The organism is Exiguobacterium qingdaonense (genome assembly GCF_018617855.1).
In the GTDB taxonomy this organism is placed as follows: Bacteria; Bacillota; Bacilli; order Exiguobacteriales; family Exiguobacteriaceae; genus Exiguobacterium; species Exiguobacterium qingdaonense.
In genome coordinates this window covers 661,744-677,542 of the sequence record NZ_JACSKY010000001.1, presented here as the reverse complement: position 1 = coordinate 677,542, position 15,799 = coordinate 661,744, and the positions used below count along the sequence as shown (strand labels likewise).

The window sequence follows — 15,799 nt, the reverse complement described above, 5'->3', positions numbered from 1 at the left end:
CAAAACCATAAGCTCGCCAAGTCCATCGGGGATGTCAGTTGGTACGAGTTCGTCCGGCAACTCGAATACAAATCAAACTTCTACGGACGAACACTCATCAAGGCAGACCCTTGGTACGCATCCACGCAGATCTGTTCCACTTGCGGCATAAAAGGCGAGAAGAAGGCGATGGATGTCCGTGAATGGACGTGTGCCTGTGGCGCGCATCATGACCGTGACATCAACGCGAGCATCAACCTGTTGAGGTTGGCCGACTGACAATTCTTCAGGGCAGGGACTGCCCGACGAGCTTGGTCCATAACCGTGGCTGGTAGGAGCACGGTCTTCCCAAGAAGCTTCCACTTCAATTTGCGAAGCAAGTAAGTGGCAAGTAGTTCACTGTGTTTTGTTGAACTGAAATAATTAAGTTTTTATAGCTAATAATCATTAGGTCAGACTTATTTGAAATTTTTTGATTGAGTTCATTATAGCCTGAGTTTATTTGATATTGGACCATGTCGTTGCCTATATAGTTTTCTGTATACGCGAAATGGATAGACAACTGAGTTGTTTGATCCTTGTCTTCGAAGTATAGTGTTTCTTGCGTTGATTTTAGGTTTGTACCATCCATGGTCCCATCTACTGTTAACCACTCTCTTTTATTAAAGCTTAACTTTTTATCAATTGCTGTAACATCATCTCCTAAGGTACTTGCTTTCAATTTAAAATTTTGAATCTTCAGGTTTGAATTCATATGATTGAATAGGTTTTCAAATTGTCGGTGATTCAAAACAGGCCGATCTTGAGTCTCGGTTGTTTCTTGCTCACTACTAGTAGTTTCTACAATTTTTAAATTTTGTTTAGGTGTTATGGAGTTATCGCTACAACCTCCGATAAAAAAAGTACACAAAAAAACAACTAATATGTTTTTCAACTTCATCTAATTTCCCCCTACTATTAAATGATGAATGAATTATAAAATGAAGTGCAACACCAAAACGTGAATAAAAAAGCTCATGACGCTTTCCTTGTGTAGAATGAAGTCACCACAACGCACCTTCATCTTATCACAGCGAAACGCGTGAAAATAGAAACCTATCTGGAACTCGGAGCGTGCAAAGTGGCGCTACGAGAGGGCGAAGACCCACGCCTGAACTGGAAAATCACACAGGAGGTCTTCACCGCAGAAGTGTTGCACTTTATTTGATAAACCATCTATTGAAAAAAATGAATAAAACAGATTGTAAAGGAGATTTGATGATGAAAAAGATGTTCCTAGTCTCATTTGTCGGAATGGCAGCCATTGCGGGGACGATTCTGACACAGTACAAACCGCTCGGACGAAAGCCGAAATCGCTTCAATCCCCGAACCAGATCAATGGAAAGTTTCGTAATCAGTATGAGACACCGATGAACTTTTCCGCGGAGGACATGGTATCGATGGCGCGCGACTATCGTGACGTGACGTCATTGCGTAAGCCGACTGAGCGTTTACCGATCGTGCCCATCGATTTCGAAGAGAAGACGGGTTCAAGTTTCACGAGAATCTATTGGCTCGGCCATTCTGCCCTCATGGTGCAAATGGACGGGAAGACGATGCTCGTCGACCCGATGTTCGGCCGCAGCCCATCGCCACTTCCGTTCGCAAAAAACGAACGCTTCAGTGAGGACTTGCCGTTCGACCTTAAGGATTTGCCTGAAATCGATGTCGTCTTACTGACGCATGACCATTACGACCATCTCGATTATGGAACGATTCTTGCCATCAAAGACAAGGTCGCCATGTTCATCGTACCGCTCGGGGTAGGGAGTCATTTGAAACGATGGGGTGTCGGGGCAGAACGAATCGTAGAACGGGATTGGGGCGAGTCGTATGCGTTCGGGTCGTGGACATTCGTCTGTACGCCGGCGCGTCACTTCTCCGGTCGCTCGTTGACGGACCGCAACAGCACACTCTGGGCATCATGGGTCGTCCTCGGTGAGACGGACCGACTCTTCTTCAGTGGGGATAGTGGCTACGCTCCGCATTTCAAGATGATTGGCGAACAGTACGGGCCGTTTGATTTTGCCGCACTTGAATGCGGGCAATATGACGTGCGCTGGCCAGACGTCCATATGCAACCGGAAGAGACCGCGCAAGCGTTTCACGATTTACGGGCCGACCAAATGATGCCGATCCATTGGGGGGCGTTCACGCTGTCGTTCCACGATTGGTTCGACCCAGCGGAACAGATGTCGTCTCTCTTACCAAAAGAAGTCGTCCTCACTCCGAAGATCGGGGAGCGCATCACGCTCGATGGTCGGAATAATACGACAACGTGGTGGCGAGAGCTCGAAGATGCAAACAAGCGATGACCGATGTCACCGCTTCAGACTGTTGATGAACCAGGTTGCAAAATGAGATCCGGTGTGTTTTTTATGAGATGAATTATAATGTTAAGTGTAACACCTAAATGTGAATACAAAAAAACCAAATGAGAACGTATCAGTGCATTCTCATTTGGCTTTTTTTATTATAAGAAGTCATACTTTCGAATAGTTTTGATTGGTTCCATCAATGATAAGTGGGATATTTAAAGCTTTCGATAGTGAATACAGTGTATCAGCGCGAGGAATGGTAAGACCAGCTTCAATTCGACCTATAGTTGATTTAGGCTTTCCAATTCGATTAGCTAATTCTTGTTGTGAAATATTTAGTTGGCGACGTTGTTTTTTAATTTGAGCAGCGATGTATCCTTGTTGCTGAAGCTTTTCTACGTGATCATTACCAACTATTTCAGCGTATTTTTTAAACATATCACTCAATGTACTCAGTCCTTTCTTGGAAAGAATCAGTAGGGTGGATCGGAAACACAATAATCTTCGTAGTGTGCTTCTGCTGGTTGAATGTCTTTAAGTTTTATAACGCCATTGTATTGTTTATCAAAGTGGTGCAGAAGGACAACTTTATGATAATTATGAATCGCAAATATAATTCTATGATTCCCAGTCCTAGTTCTAGGTACTCTTGACACTCCCACGACTAAAGCCGCAAGCTCACCCTTCGGGATGAGTGGGATTCTGAAGTGCTTGTGCGAGCGCAGTCCATTTCTGTTTTGCCCAAACCTCCAGATGAGGGTGTGCCATCACCCCTCCTGAGACAGATCATATAGATTCTCAGGCTGATTGACTTTTACCATCAACCACAGGTGCGTATCGGATATTCATCGCACCGACTACATCTCGATGTTTATTAAATCCGCAAGAACACGAATAGGTACGGTCTTTCGCTTTATTCCGACTCCCGCAAGAAGGGCATGTTTGAGATGTGTGTGCCGGGTCGACATGCTCGACCTTGATCCCTTCTAGTTTCGCCTTGTACTCGATGAATGTTCCCAAGCGATAGAACGACCATGTATGCAGATTCTTATTGTGTTTACGGCTTGTTCTTGCCGTCTGCCGGATGTTCGCTAGCTTCTCTAGGCGAATGACAGAAATGTTGTTCTCTTTTGCGAAGTCGACGATCTCACGGCTCACCTTGTGATCCTTGTCTTTCATCCAACGCTGTTCCTTGTTGTCCAGTTTCTTGATCGCGTTCAGCTTCTTCTTTTGACCGAGTTCTTTCCGTTTCGCCCGGAACTTGCGTTTCATGTACTTGTTTTCACGACCGTTCCCAAAGAACCTCACCTTATCGCAATCAGTCGATGCGACCGCCGGGACTTTCAAGCCTAAATCCACACCAAGAATCCTTGAGCCCGTCTTTTCGATTGTGAGGATTGTAACGGCGATTTGGGCAATCCATTTATTAGACTTTTTCGTAATGCGCACCGCACCCAACTTGTTATTAAGAAGCGAGAAGTTGCGATTGTGTTTGTCGACCATTTCTGCTCTAATTGGTGTTTTCTTTGCTTTTCCATCTACCATGATAGGAAGAGAGATTGACTCAAAGTCAAACGAATAGTTCTGATTGTTCCATGTGCAGTAAGGTTTCTTTAGAATTGGGACTATTTCATATTTCGATTTCTTCGCTTTTTTAAATACGCTTTGGGCGTCTTTAATTATCTGATTCTTGACGGCACTAGGCAAATGAGCGCAAACACTTTTACTTGTCAATTTGAGCATCGCTTTAGCATCCACCATATCAGAGATAAGTTGATTGACCGTCTCGATATATGTTTCTGCCATGCTTTTTAAAACAACTTCCTGTTCTTTTGTCGGCTTCAGTTTAATGTTGACTGTCAGCGTCTGAGACACGGTGTCACCCTCTTGTTTTTTGTTGTTCAACATAACGTTTAATCGTTTCGCTCGATACATTTCCAGCGGTGGAGACGAAATAGGATCGTGTCCAGAGACTCGGCAAATGTTGAAGATGAGGAAATTCCTCTCTTAACTTTTTAGATGTTACTCCCTTTATTTTTGCCATGATGTCAGCAGGACTCAGTGTTGGAGGGGCGTTGAGGAACATATGCGTATAATTTTTATCACATTCCAAGGCTATCATTTTGATATTCAGTCCTTCGCATATTTCGGACATCAAACCTTTGAAACGTATTTCTACATCGTTACGAAGGAATATCTTTCTTCTGTATCGAGGACAGAAGACGAAGTGATAATGGATTAGAGAAACAGTAGTATGAGTTCTTCTATAGTTGGTTTCCATATCAATATCGTGTCAGTTTAACCAACAAACTGCAACAAGAAAATTTCCAGATACTTGAAGCGCCAAAACCTTCGGATTCTTTACTGACACTCCGCATCCTGCCGAGCTTTCATCCCACCCCTAAAGGAGTGGGATGAAAGCTCGGAAATTCTGTAAATAATGTCATAGGACATAAACTTCAACCTTTACTCAATATGATTACCTTTATGATAGCATGAATGCCATCGATATGAAAGATTTGTATAGGGTGAATTATAAAATTAAGTGCAACACCCAAAAGTGAACACAAAAAAGCCCATGAACCCGGCTACGAGTAGGGACGTGCACAGATGCGCTATATGAGAAGGCGAAATCCTGTTGTGGCGCTAAGACGAAACTCGCCGACACATACTCTTCTTGGCAACGGGGGAACAAAGAGAATGCCAACGGACTCCTCCGTAAGTTCTTCCCGAAAAGAACAGACTTCGCAAAGGTCAACGTACGGTCGAGGAATTGTTGTGCTTAATTTGATAAACAATCATCGCTTGTTTTTTTTATTAAGAGGATATCTTCTCAGCAGCGTCTTCTTCGATATGCAGTTTATGTTTACGCGTATAGACGAGGAACGAAGCCGTCATCGCAATCGAACTGATTCCGAACAAGACGACCATGAGCTGAAGTCCAATCAAATCGAGGAAGAACCCTGTCACGAGAAGGACGATTTGGAAAATGATCCGGTCGAGCATGTTACGAAACGAGAAGAAGCGGCCGTGATAATCTTTTGGCATCCGTGTCTGGAAAATCGTGACCGCCGTTGGGAAGAAACATCCGACCGAGAAGCCGAACAACACGAATGCGGCAATGGACATGAACGGGATGTCCGCGAAATAAAGCATGAGTTGTGCGACCCCAATCAAGAAGGAGAAAGCGAACAAGATCGAGAACGCCGAGAACTTTTCACCGATCCGTTTGATCATGAACGCGCCCGTCATGAAGGCGACTCCTTCCGCCGTATAGATCCATCCTTTGATTGCGGTCGAGTCCTGCAGTTCACTGATGTTGATGACGAGCAAGTTGAAGCCCCCGATAAAAAGGAGCGGGATGAGCGTCATGACAAGGGTCATGAAGATGACCGGAATCGATTTGATGATTGGGAAGACGTCTTTGAAACCGCTCGATACGTTCGCATCGACTTTTTTCGCGGACGGCGTCTTCGTTTCATCTAACTTCAAGAAGAGCGTCGCGACCGCAAGCAACAAGTAGGCGACGAGTGAGAGGGCATAGACGTTACGTAGCGAGATGAGTGTCAATAGGACACCGGCAATCGCCGTCCCGATGACGCGCGATAATGTCGAGACGTTCATATGGACACCGTTCAAGGCGAGTAGCTCCCGTTCCTTTACGATGAGCGGGATCGCTGCTTGTAGGGCAGGGAAGTAAAAAGCAGCCGACCCTTGCAAGATGATCAAGAAAACGACCATCCACACGACCGAGTTCGTCTCGATGGCGACGAACATGAAGAGGACGCTAAGCGCCCGAACGATGCTCGAGATGAGCATGATGTTTTTCTTTGAACCTTGATCGGTCAAACGACCCGCGAGCGGACCGATGGCGACCCCGGCGAGTAGGCCGATGGCGAGAATGACGGCTTTCACGAAGTCAGACGGGACCCGGTCCTGCATGAACTCCAAGTTCCCGATGATGCCGAGCCATAGACCGAGACCGGCGACGAACTCGCCCGTCAAGATGATCCAGACGTTCCGATTTTTCCACATAGTTGTAGTCCTCGATTCTTATATGTTAATCACTATTATCAAGTAGTGAGATGAAGAATACCACAAAAAAGAAGCCGAGCGTCGGCTTCTTCATGAATCAAACATCACAGTTGTCATCCGTGCACGTCGCACCGTTCGACAGGACTTGAATCGTCGGATTGTTCTCTGACCAGACTTTTTCGAGCACTTGCGTGAACGCTTCCGTCGGTTGCGCACCGGATACCCCGTATTTGTTGTCGAATACGAAGAACGGGACGCCCGTGATGCCGAGGTCGCTGGCGCGTTTTTCTTCGGCACGGACGTCTTCCGTATACACGTCAGTCGTCAAGACGTCACGTACCGCGTCTTGGTCGAGACCGACGCTCGTCGCGATTTCAAGAAGGACATCGTGGTTCCCGATATGTTTCGCGTCCACAAAGTAAGCCTGTAGCAACGCCTCAGACAGTTCTTTTTCTTTCCCGACCGTCTTCGCATAGTGCGTCAAACGGTGCGAGTCGAGCGTTCCTGTGACGACCATGTTCTCAAAATCATAGTCGAGACCGACTTCACGGGCTTGAGCGGCAACTTGTGCCGTCGTGCCTTTTGCTTGCTCGATCGGCATACGATATTTTGTCGCGAGTGCCTCATAGATAGTACGTGAATCGTTCGTCGGCGCGTTCGGGTCGAGTTCGAAACTCTTGAATTCGACTTCCACTTGGTCCGCCTGTGGGAACTGTTCGAGCGCCTCTTCTAAGCGACGCTTCCCGATATAACAAAACGGGCAGACATAATCTGACCATACTTCAATTTTCATAGTGAATCCCTCCTATCCTTAGTGTAGGAAATCTTGAAATCAAAGTACAGGAAACGGCTCACAAAAAAGCCCTCCACGAGGAGGACTTAAAAGACGTACCAGAACACACAAACGAAGTGGGCAAAGCTTCCGAACAAGATGAACAAATGGAACACTTCATGGAATCCCCAACCTCGCCAGTTGACGAACTTCGGCTTGAACCCGTAAATAAGACCACCGATCGTATACATGACGCCCCCGAGGACGAGCCAAAAGATGCCGGCATTGCCGATCACGTCATGGAGCGGTCCGATAAAGAAGACGGACAACCAGCCCATCCCGATGTAGAGCGCGGTCGATAAGAAACGCGGGGCATGGAACCAGACGAGTTTGAAGACGATGCCGAACAAGGCGAGTGCATGTACCGTACCGAAGAGAACCCAACGTGTCGGTCCCTCGAGCGCGAGTAGCGTGAGCGGCGCGTATGTACCCGCGATCAACGCATAAATCATCGCATGGTCGATTCTCCGGAAGAAAGCGATGACGTTCGGCGAGGCGATGATGCTATGGTATAGACCTGACGACAAATAGAGAAAGACGAGACTAATCCCAAATAGAATCGCAGCCATGATCGCGAGCGGCGAGCCGAGAAGAGACGCCTTGACGACCATCGCGATGAGTGCGATGAAAGCGAGAAGCGCACCGGCGAGATGCGTCAGCGCGTTGATTGGTTCACGGAAAATCGAATGCATGAAAAACACTCCTTATCACATCATGTAGTATTGATAACTACATGATATACTGAAGAGGAAAAAACAGCAAGGTATACCTTTCGACAAATGGAAGTTATCTTTATACTTAAAGACGAGGTGAGGCGGATGAAAGCGAAGAACATTACTGAAACGGAAGGAACGCTCCCGCGGGACGTGTTGCCGACGATTGATTTATACATGGACCAGGTCATCCAGTTGTTCGAGCAACATTATGGGAAGATGAAGCGGGACGAGGATGAGACGATTTTGACGAAGACGATGATTAACAATTACGCCAAAGGCAAGCTGTTCCATCCCGTCAAAAATAAAAAGTATACGAACGAACATCTGATGTTACTTAGTTTGATTTATGAGATGAAAGGTCTGTTGTCGATAAACGATATTAAGGAGACGCTCCGGCCGTTAAACGAGTCGGATGAGACGTTCTCGCTTGAGGACTTTTATGAGGCGTACCAAGTGCAGAAAGTGAAAAACTTAGAAGCGTTCGAAGTTCAGGCGGAGACGCTTTTGAATAAGGAAACGAACGACGTACAACGTGCGCTCGCTATCGCATCTGCCGTTCATATGAGCCACTTGTATCAGCGGTTGGCCCAAAAGTTGATTGACGAAACGTAAAAGAGCTCCTCATCAGGAAATCTTCCTGAGAGGAGCTCTTTTCAATTATTGATGTATTTCTCGTACACCGAACCGAAGTCTTTTCGATTCGACTCACGGTAGTGTCGTTGTAGCCAATCGAACGATTGCTCGTTCAATTCTTTGAACGTGTTCGGCACGTTCATGTCACCTTCACGGAGTCCGCTCAAGATGGAGACCGAGTGCGTGAGCGACGTGTTCGCATACTCCATCATGCGACGTCCGTCTCGTTGAATCTCTTCGATAGCAAGTAGTGCCTTGTACAAGTCTTTCACGTGTTCGATTTGCTTCTTGTTAATATCGATTGAATACGCTTTGTCGCCAATCGAGAATTTGACTTCAACATCGAGGTCGACCGTACCCGCCGTCTCGAACATGACGTGCTTAATCGGATAATGGGCATACGGATAACGATAGAGGACGCGCTTCGAACTGATGGCGCTCGTTCCATCGAGGTGGATCATCGACAAGTTGGTGAAACAATACTCATCTGATTTTGACTTGATCAAGAAATAAATTTTCTCATCGTCCTCGTGAAGGACGTAATCATCCGCATCCGCCTTATCGAAGTCGGACGGGTCAATCACCTCACCGATATCACTGAAGCCGGTCAAATCAGAAGCTAGTTTTTTGAACATGTCATTCACTCCTCAATAGTGGATTTTATGCATCTCTTTCGGATCGGAGCCGGTCCGCTCATCACGGTTGAGCGCATCGATGGCTGCCATCTCTTCATTCGTCAACGTGAAGTCGAATACCTGTATATTCTCTTGAATTCGACTCGGCGTCACCGATTTTGGAATGACCCCGACACCGTTCTGTAAGTGCCAGCGCAAGATGACTTGGGCCGGTGACTTGCCGTGAGCATTCGCGATCTCGACAATCGTGTCATCTTCGAGCGCTTCACGACCTTTCATGAGTGGGCTCCACGCCTGAATTTGGATGTCATATCGTTTGCAGAAAGCAATCAGTTCCTTCTGAGACAAATATGGATGGATCTCTACCTGGTTCACCGCCGGGACGATTGAGCATGATTGGATGATTTGTTCCAAATGTTCGACTTCAAAATTTGAGACACCAATCGCCCGGACGCGTCCTTCCTCGTACAGCTGTTCGAGCGCCTTGTACGTTTCGACGAACTTGCCGAAACGTGGCATCGGCCAGTGGATGAGGAATAAGTCGACGTACTCGAGACCGAGTCGGTCAAGACTATCTTGAAACGCTTGGAGCGCTTCATCAAATCCGTGAAACTCATTCCAAAGTTTCGTCGTGACAAACACGTCCTCTCGTCGGACGTCTGCTTCACGTAGCGCCTGTCCGACACTTTCTTCGTTTTGATAAATGGCGGCCGTATCGATCAAGCGATAGTCCGCAGCGAGCGCGGCTTTGACCGTATCGACCGTCACCGCACCGTCTTCGACCTTATAGACACCGAGTCCGAGCATCGGCATCTTGACGTCATTATTCAACGTCGTCCATTCCATAATAATCCCTCCCTCTCGTCTCTAACGTTACCGAAATTTTGGATGAAGGGAAAGTAAAAACTATAGACGGATGCTTTCCCCGTGCGCCTTGATCACAATTTGGTCACGGTCCAGTTTTGCGGCCGCGACGAGACGGTGATACGGTTCCTCGACCGGTTCATAAGAAAGGACGAACGTGTCCCAATGCATCGGGAAGAAGCGCTTCGCCCCGCTCTCTTTGTACATCATCCAAGCCTGTTCTGGGGTGCAGTGCGCCTCCTGGAACGAGTCCGGTTGATAGGCGCCGATTGGGAAGAAGGCGAGGTCGATCGGTTCACGGTCGGCAAGTCCTTTAAAGGAGTCGGTATACGCCGTGTCTCCCGCGAACAGCATACGAATCCCTTTATATTTAAGTAGATATCCGTTATACCCCATATGCTTGTCCCACGGGAATCGGTTGCCCCAATGCTTGACGGGGATGGCGCGGACGTCGAGCCCGTTCGCGAGCGTCACTTTGTCATGCGGATGCAACTCGAGCGTCTGCAGGCTCGGGTACCGGCGAAGTAGGCGACTCGTCCCCGGAGCGGAGACGACGATCGTCTCTCGTGTGATGAGCCGTTTCAAACTTTTATGGTCAAAGTGATCCATATGGGCATGGCTAAGTAGAATGACGTCGACCGAGCCGACATCCTCGATCGAGAGGGCGGGAGCGGTGTGACGTTTCATTCCGATTGTCAGTGGACCGAGGTTCACACCGATTCGTTTAGAGAAGACCGGGTCCGTCAAAATCTTGAGCCCATACCAATGAATGAGGACCGTCGAATGCCCGATCCACGTCGCTTGCACGTGCGTCTCATCAATGGTTGTCAGTTCTGGACGTTTCGGCCATTTAAAGCGAGGGCGGGGGAGCCGTCGTTTAAATCGTGTATAGAGAAACGTTCCGACGCTCGCCAAGACGGCACTCGGAACGAGGATGCGTCGACGCATCATGCATCACCTCACTGTTCGAATATACTGTCATCATAACGCGGACAAGAGTGCATCGCATCCGCCTAAAGGAGTAGAAAAAATGGGAGATTGTGGGGTGGGATGGTTGCGAATGCGCTTTCAATTTGATAAGGTGACAGTAACTTAGGAAAGAGAGGTACACCGTGCGATGAAAAAAACACGTTCACTCCAACGATGAGACGAATCATCACTGTTCGCTTGAACAGTCACGGGTGAAGTGTGTCCATTTTTCAAGTGCGGGGAGCGCTCGTTTTTCCTCTTTGAACGGATTCCTTCACGCCACCGCTTTGAAGCGGATGGTGTTTTTTTGTTTCATCGCGTATCGGATTAATAAGCGAGGTGAAACAGATGTTATCAATCAAACAAGTCCGGTTCGACTATGACCGGAAACCATTATTTGAAGCGGTCGCCTTCGACGTCGCGGCAGGAGAGCGTGCCGTATTATTCGGATTGAACGGAAGCGGGAAGACGACGCTCTTCCGACTCGTGACAGGAGAGTTGTCCCCGCAAGCCGGGACGGTTGAATGTCAAGGCGAGGTCGGGCTCGTCCGGCAGACGATTGAATCGTCGGACATGTCCGTGCTCGAATGGGCGATGCGGAGCGACCCTGAACGTTATGCGCTGTACGAGGACGTTTATTCTGGTGACGAGGTGCGTGTCATGCGCTCTTATGAACAAGCACTCGCGCTCGATGTATATAGCTTAGAGCAAGAGGCGATAAGAGCGTTGACTCGACTCGGGTTAGAGGAACATCTCGACCGGAATATTAATGAGTTGAGCGGGGGCGAGAAGACGCGGGCCCAGCTATCGACATTGACGATGAGACAAGTGGACCTCGTCCTACTCGACGAACCGACGAACCATTTGGATCTCGAGTCGATTGACTGGCTCACGAAGTGGTTGGACCGGTTCAAGGGGACGGTGCTCATCATCTCACACGACCGTCAACTGATGGACGACATCGCGACCGTCATTCTTGAACTGTCGGACGGACAAGTCACGCGATATTTGGGAAACTATACAGCGTATAAGCATCAAAAAGAAGAAGAACGTCTACGCGACGAGCGAGCCCACGCCCGTTACGTGAGCCGAAAAGCAGAACTTCTCGAGATGATTGCCCAGTACAAAGGGTGGCACTTGAAGGCGAAAGCGACAGCGAGCGTCCGTAGCCCGGGAGCGCAAAAAGGAGCGGCCAATCTTGCCGTTAAAATGAAAGCAAGGGAGCAAAAGTTAAGGCAGCTTGAAGAGAATCGCCCACAAAAACCGAAAGAAGAGAAGACCATCTCCGCCCGCTTCACTGCGGATGACCTCGAAGCGAAGACGTGGCTGACGTGTGAGGAGATGGCGTTTGGGTATGACAAGCCGTTCTATTCGCCCATTTCCTTCTCAATTCAAAAAGGGGGCCGCATCTCAATTGTCGGACCGAACGGAAGTGGTAAGACGACGTTATTGAACGTATTGATTGGTGAGACTGCGCCTTACTCGGGTATCGTCAAACGACATCCTCGTCTGAAGATCGGGTATTTCTCACAAACGCTCGAACGTCTGCCGAAAACAGGGACGCTTCTCGAGGTGTTGCTTGCCCATGGTCAGATTGGAGAGACGGAGGCCCGGACGTTACTCGCCCACTTCCTGTTCCGACGAGATGATGTATACCGACCGATTGCTGAGGCGAGCATGGGGGAAAAATGTCGGATTGCGTTCCTGATCTTGTATTTCTCCGATGCGCATCTGTTGGCACTCGACGAACCGACGAACTATTTGGACGTGGCGACACGTGAGCAGATCGAGGCGGCGTTGTCCGTTTATCCGGGCGGACTGTTGCTGATCTCTCACGACCGGTACTTCCACCGTCTGACTGCACGCACGATTGAACTAGGTGAACAGATTCATGTTTACGAGAACGATCGGACCGATGAACCAGTCGATGTCGAACAGACGATGCAAACGATGGACGATTTGACAAAATATGCTCAAAATCTTTTTGATGAGGCAGGAAACCTCCTACCGATTGACGAAACGAGTGAAATGAATCGAAACGAGTAGGAGTGAAGGACATGAATGGAGGAAGATTGTCGCGCGCGACGACGCGTAGACGTAAGCGGGTATTCCGAATGACGACGGCATTGGCATTACTGTTCGCCTTGGTCGGAATCATCGCGTTCGCGGCATTGATTGACAAGAAGCAGGACTCAGCTTTACCGGAGACTGACGAGATTGCCACGGAAATGGTTGACTCCGAAACGGACCAATCGGCTGACACCGAAACTGAATCGGCGGATACGATTTACATCGCACGGCCATATACGAAAGTATATGCAGACGATCGAGTCGCGGTCGTCTATGAAGCCGACCTAGGCGACCGCTTTGAACGATTGGAAACGGTCAGTGGGTTCGTGAAAGTTCAGTTGAACGAGCGAATGACAGGTTGGGTCACGGAAGAGAGCGTGACACCGGACGCGACGACATTGTCAGATGACGAGGTGATCGCCGCCTGGCAACAAGTCGTGCCGAACGCCTCGGAGACCGTCCTCGATTGGATCGGGAAAGACATCGAGACTGTCCGTGCGGAACTTGGTAGTCCTACTGTCATACAGCGTGACCAAGTGAATGAGTACCATTTCTACGATGGTTTCTTCTTGATGGTACGAGACCAAAAAGTACGTGCCGTCGATTGGGACAAACAAGCGATCGCGACACCAGACGTTCAACCGACGAGCGAACAAACCGCTGGCGTCTGGTTCGAGGGAGAAACGGTTCAGTTAAAACTGTTCCCCTACAGTGGCGTGATGCGTGTACGGCTAGAGCAAAAGTGATTCGAGACGGGAGATGTGCTCTCCCGTTTTTTTATCTATTTCATTCAAACAAACGTTTGAATGTTTTCGTGGAATGGAATAATATAAGAGACAGAAGGAGGGATCCGTTATGGGACATCATCATGAACATGGTCACCAACATCATCATTCTACGAATCAGCGTGCGCTGTTCCTCGCTTTTCTATTGATTGCGACGTTCATGGTCGTCGAAGTCATTGGGGGACTATGGACGAACAGTTTGGCGTTGTTGTCGGATGCGGGTCATATGCTCGGAGACGCGGCGGCCTTAGGGCTCAGCTTCCTAGCCATCCGATTCGGAGCGAAGGCGGCGACACCGAGACGGACGTTCGGGTATCGACGTTTTGAGATTTTAGCGGCATTCATTAACGGGCTGACGCTACTCGTCATCTCGGTCTATATTCTCGTAGAGGCGTATCAGCGAATCAGCGCACCCCCGGAAATTTTAAGTGGAGGGATGCTCGGTGTCGCCATCATCGGTCTACTCGTCAACATCCTTGCTGCCTGGATATTAATGCGCGGAGAAAGGGACAACCTGAACGTAAAAAGTGCGTTGCTTCACGTGTTCGGAGACTTGCTCGGATCGGTTGGGGCCATCACGGCAGCAATCCTGATCATGTCGTTCGGTTGGACGTGGGCGGACCCGGTCGCAAGTGCTCTTGTTGCGATTTTGATTTTAATCAGCGGTTACCGAGTGACGCGTGACGCGATTCATATCTTGATGGAAGGGTCGCCGGAACAGATTGACGTTCGGGCGATGCAAGAAGAGATTGCTCGGATCGATGGGGTGAAAGAAGTGCACGACCTGCATGTCTGGTCCATCTCATCGAGTGAGCACGCGGCGACATGTCACGTATTGATCGGGGAAGAGGCGGATGATCAGAACGTGTTGCGGATTGTGACGGAGCGGATTCGGAAATACGGGACGTTCGAACGTTCGACGGTACAGGTCGAACGGGAACGGCAATGTTGTGAAGAGCGAATCATCTGGTAAGGAAAACGGACACTCATCTCGAGTGTCCGTTATTTTCCGTCCACATCAATCACGACGATCTCTGGTGGATTATAGATGCGTGGGAGGTTGAAACTGTAATTGAATCCTCGGCTGATCACATGGGTGAACGTCTCATGCTCATAGAGTCCCCCTGCGTATTCAGGGAAGAACCCTTGGTCAGGGGCGAACAATCCGTTCATCACATACGGGATTCTCACTTGCCCGCCGTGGGAATGACCGGACAAGACGAGGTCAAATGGAAGCTTGGCATACGTATCGACTTGTTCGGCGCGATGAGAGAGCAGGATCTTAAATGTATCGTCCTGGACAATGTCCTGCATCGCAGCCGTCGACTCCGCGTCCCAGTCCGTGTAGATGTTTTCTCTGAATCCTCGGAGCGGGTCTTCTAGCCCGCCGATGACGAGTTCGATCCCGTTGATGGTGACCGTTTCCCATTCGTCTTCTAGCACGGTGACGCCATATGAACGAAAAACTTCCTTCACATCGTGACGGACATAGTCATCCGATCCATCGATTTCATGGTTACCGGTCACAAAATACATGGGAGCGATGCCCTCGAGTCCTTCGATTAGTTCGAAGGCTGATTCGGGGGAGCGGTACCGGTCGATCAAATCACCAGATAAGGCGATGAGGTCCGGTTTTTGGGAACGGACTTGATCGATCAAAATCGATTGCTTATAGCCGTAGGTGGAGCTATGCAAGTCGGAGAGGAGTATGATGCGAAGCGATTCATTTGTTGCCAATTTTTCTGAGGTCACGTCATACGTCCGGACGGTCAACCCGTTGTATGTCGCCGTGAACAACAAAATGCCAAGTACAACAAACAGTAGAGTCGATTTATGCTTCTTCATCAGTGCTCCCTCCTTTCCTAATCGTGTCTTTAATCTTACTTCGATAGGCAGAGTTAAGCAAAAAAAATCCCGCTCCTT

General features: G+C 48.7%; 17 protein-coding genes and 1 pseudogene. 7 read left to right on the top strand and 11 right to left on the bottom strand.

Annotated features, from left to right (window positions below):
• On the top strand, positions 1-258 hold a 258-nt coding region (locus KNP00_RS03405; protein WP_215142233.1), incomplete at its 5' end, for an RNA-guided endonuclease TnpB family protein.
• A gap of 85 nt (positions 259-343) precedes the next feature.
• Here the strand turns inward: KNP00_RS03405 and KNP00_RS03400 are convergent.
• Positions 344-919, bottom strand: a complete 576-nt coding sequence (locus tag KNP00_RS03400; RefSeq protein ID WP_215142231.1) for a hypothetical protein — start codon at positions 917-919, stop codon at positions 344-346.
• A gap of 320 nt (positions 920-1,239) precedes the next feature.
• On the opposite strand from KNP00_RS03400, the gene KNP00_RS03395 reads away from it, so the two are divergent.
• Entirely contained in the window at positions 1,240-2,334 is a 1,095-nt protein-coding gene (locus KNP00_RS03395) for an MBL fold metallo-hydrolase (RefSeq protein WP_215142229.1), read from the top strand.
• Between the two features lie 168 nt (positions 2,335-2,502).
• Here KNP00_RS03395 and KNP00_RS03390 read toward each other — a convergent pair whose 3' ends face one another.
• The 3 genes from KNP00_RS03390 to tnpA all read right to left on the bottom strand — a co-directional run bounded on the left by KNP00_RS03390 (position 2,503) and on the right by tnpA (position 4,618).
• Positions 2,503-2,775, bottom strand: coding sequence for a helix-turn-helix domain-containing protein (locus KNP00_RS03390; protein ID WP_235189258.1), 273 nt, complete (start codon positions 2,773-2,775; stop codon positions 2,503-2,505).
• A gap of 360 nt (positions 2,776-3,135) precedes the next feature.
• Complete coding sequence (locus tag KNP00_RS03385; RefSeq protein WP_215142227.1) at positions 3,136-4,212, bottom strand: RNA-guided endonuclease InsQ/TnpB family protein; 1,077 nt, start codon at positions 4,210-4,212, stop codon at positions 3,136-3,138.
• Positions 4,213-4,216: 4 nt separating this feature from the next.
• Positions 4,217-4,618 (bottom strand): IS200/IS605 family transposase, encoded by a 402-nt coding sequence (tnpA, locus tag KNP00_RS03380; RefSeq protein ID WP_215142225.1) that lies wholly within the window; start codon positions 4,616-4,618, stop codon positions 4,217-4,219.
• Between the two features lie 379 nt (positions 4,619-4,997).
• On the opposite strand from tnpA, the pseudogene KNP00_RS03375 reads away from it, so the two are divergent.
• Positions 4,998-5,105, top strand: a pseudogene (locus tag KNP00_RS03375) (IS30 family transposase); the annotation flags it as partial.
• Positions 5,106-5,154: 49 nt separating this feature from the next.
• On the opposite strand, the gene KNP00_RS03370 reads toward KNP00_RS03375, so the two are convergent.
• The 3 genes from KNP00_RS03370 to trhA all read right to left on the bottom strand — a co-directional run bounded on the left by KNP00_RS03370 (position 5,155) and on the right by trhA (position 7,896).
• Positions 5,155-6,372 (bottom strand): MFS transporter, encoded by a 1,218-nt coding sequence (locus KNP00_RS03370; protein ID WP_215142223.1) that lies wholly within the window; start codon positions 6,370-6,372, stop codon positions 5,155-5,157.
• A 97-nt stretch (positions 6,373-6,469) separates the two neighbouring features.
• The gene (locus KNP00_RS03365; protein ID WP_215142221.1) at positions 6,470-7,165 is read right to left on the bottom strand and encodes a DsbA family oxidoreductase; all 696 of its coding nucleotides are present in this window, start codon (positions 7,163-7,165) and stop codon (positions 6,470-6,472) included.
• An 86-nt stretch (positions 7,166-7,251) separates the two neighbouring features.
• Complete coding sequence (trhA, locus tag KNP00_RS03360) at positions 7,252-7,896, bottom strand: PAQR family membrane homeostasis protein TrhA (protein WP_215142219.1); 645 nt, start codon at positions 7,894-7,896, stop codon at positions 7,252-7,254.
• A 126-nt stretch (positions 7,897-8,022) separates the two neighbouring features.
• Between trhA and KNP00_RS03355 the strand changes: the two genes are divergently transcribed.
• Positions 8,023-8,532, top strand: coding sequence for a DUF1836 domain-containing protein (locus KNP00_RS03355; protein WP_215142217.1), 510 nt, complete (start codon positions 8,023-8,025; stop codon positions 8,530-8,532).
• Positions 8,533-8,573: 41 nt separating this feature from the next.
• On the opposite strand, the gene KNP00_RS03350 is transcribed toward KNP00_RS03355, so the two are convergent.
• The 3 genes from KNP00_RS03350 to KNP00_RS03340 are packed head-to-tail and all read right to left on the bottom strand — an operon-like array spanning position 8,574 to position 11,000.
• Positions 8,574-9,188 (bottom strand): PH domain-containing protein, encoded by a 615-nt coding sequence (locus tag KNP00_RS03350; protein ID WP_215142215.1) that lies wholly within the window; start codon positions 9,186-9,188, stop codon positions 8,574-8,576.
• A 12-nt stretch (positions 9,189-9,200) separates the two neighbouring features.
• Complete coding sequence (locus KNP00_RS03345; RefSeq protein WP_215142213.1) at positions 9,201-10,034, bottom strand: aldo/keto reductase; 834 nt, start codon at positions 10,032-10,034, stop codon at positions 9,201-9,203.
• Positions 10,035-10,094: 60 nt separating this feature from the next.
• Complete coding sequence (locus tag KNP00_RS03340) at positions 10,095-11,000, bottom strand: MBL fold metallo-hydrolase (RefSeq protein ID WP_240542664.1); 906 nt, start codon at positions 10,998-11,000, stop codon at positions 10,095-10,097.
• A gap of 369 nt (positions 11,001-11,369) precedes the next feature.
• Between KNP00_RS03340 and abc-f the strand changes: the two genes are divergently transcribed.
• The 3 genes from abc-f (at position 11,370) to KNP00_RS03325 (ending at position 14,849) form a co-directional block, all read left to right on the top strand.
• Positions 11,370-13,067, top strand: coding sequence for a ribosomal protection-like ABC-F family protein (gene abc-f, locus KNP00_RS03335; RefSeq protein ID WP_215142209.1), 1,698 nt, complete (start codon positions 11,370-11,372; stop codon positions 13,065-13,067).
• 11 nt (positions 13,068-13,078) lie between these two features.
• Positions 13,079-13,837, top strand: coding sequence for a hypothetical protein (locus KNP00_RS03330; protein WP_215142207.1), 759 nt, complete (start codon positions 13,079-13,081; stop codon positions 13,835-13,837).
• Between the two features lie 109 nt (positions 13,838-13,946).
• Positions 13,947-14,849, top strand: a complete 903-nt coding sequence (locus KNP00_RS03325; protein ID WP_215142205.1) for a cation diffusion facilitator family transporter — start codon at positions 13,947-13,949, stop codon at positions 14,847-14,849.
• A gap of 29 nt (positions 14,850-14,878) precedes the next feature.
• Here KNP00_RS03325 and KNP00_RS03320 read toward each other — a convergent pair whose 3' ends face one another.
• Complete coding sequence (locus tag KNP00_RS03320) at positions 14,879-15,721, bottom strand: metallophosphoesterase (RefSeq protein WP_215142202.1); 843 nt, start codon at positions 15,719-15,721, stop codon at positions 14,879-14,881.
• Positions 15,722-15,799 lie beyond the last annotated feature (78 nt).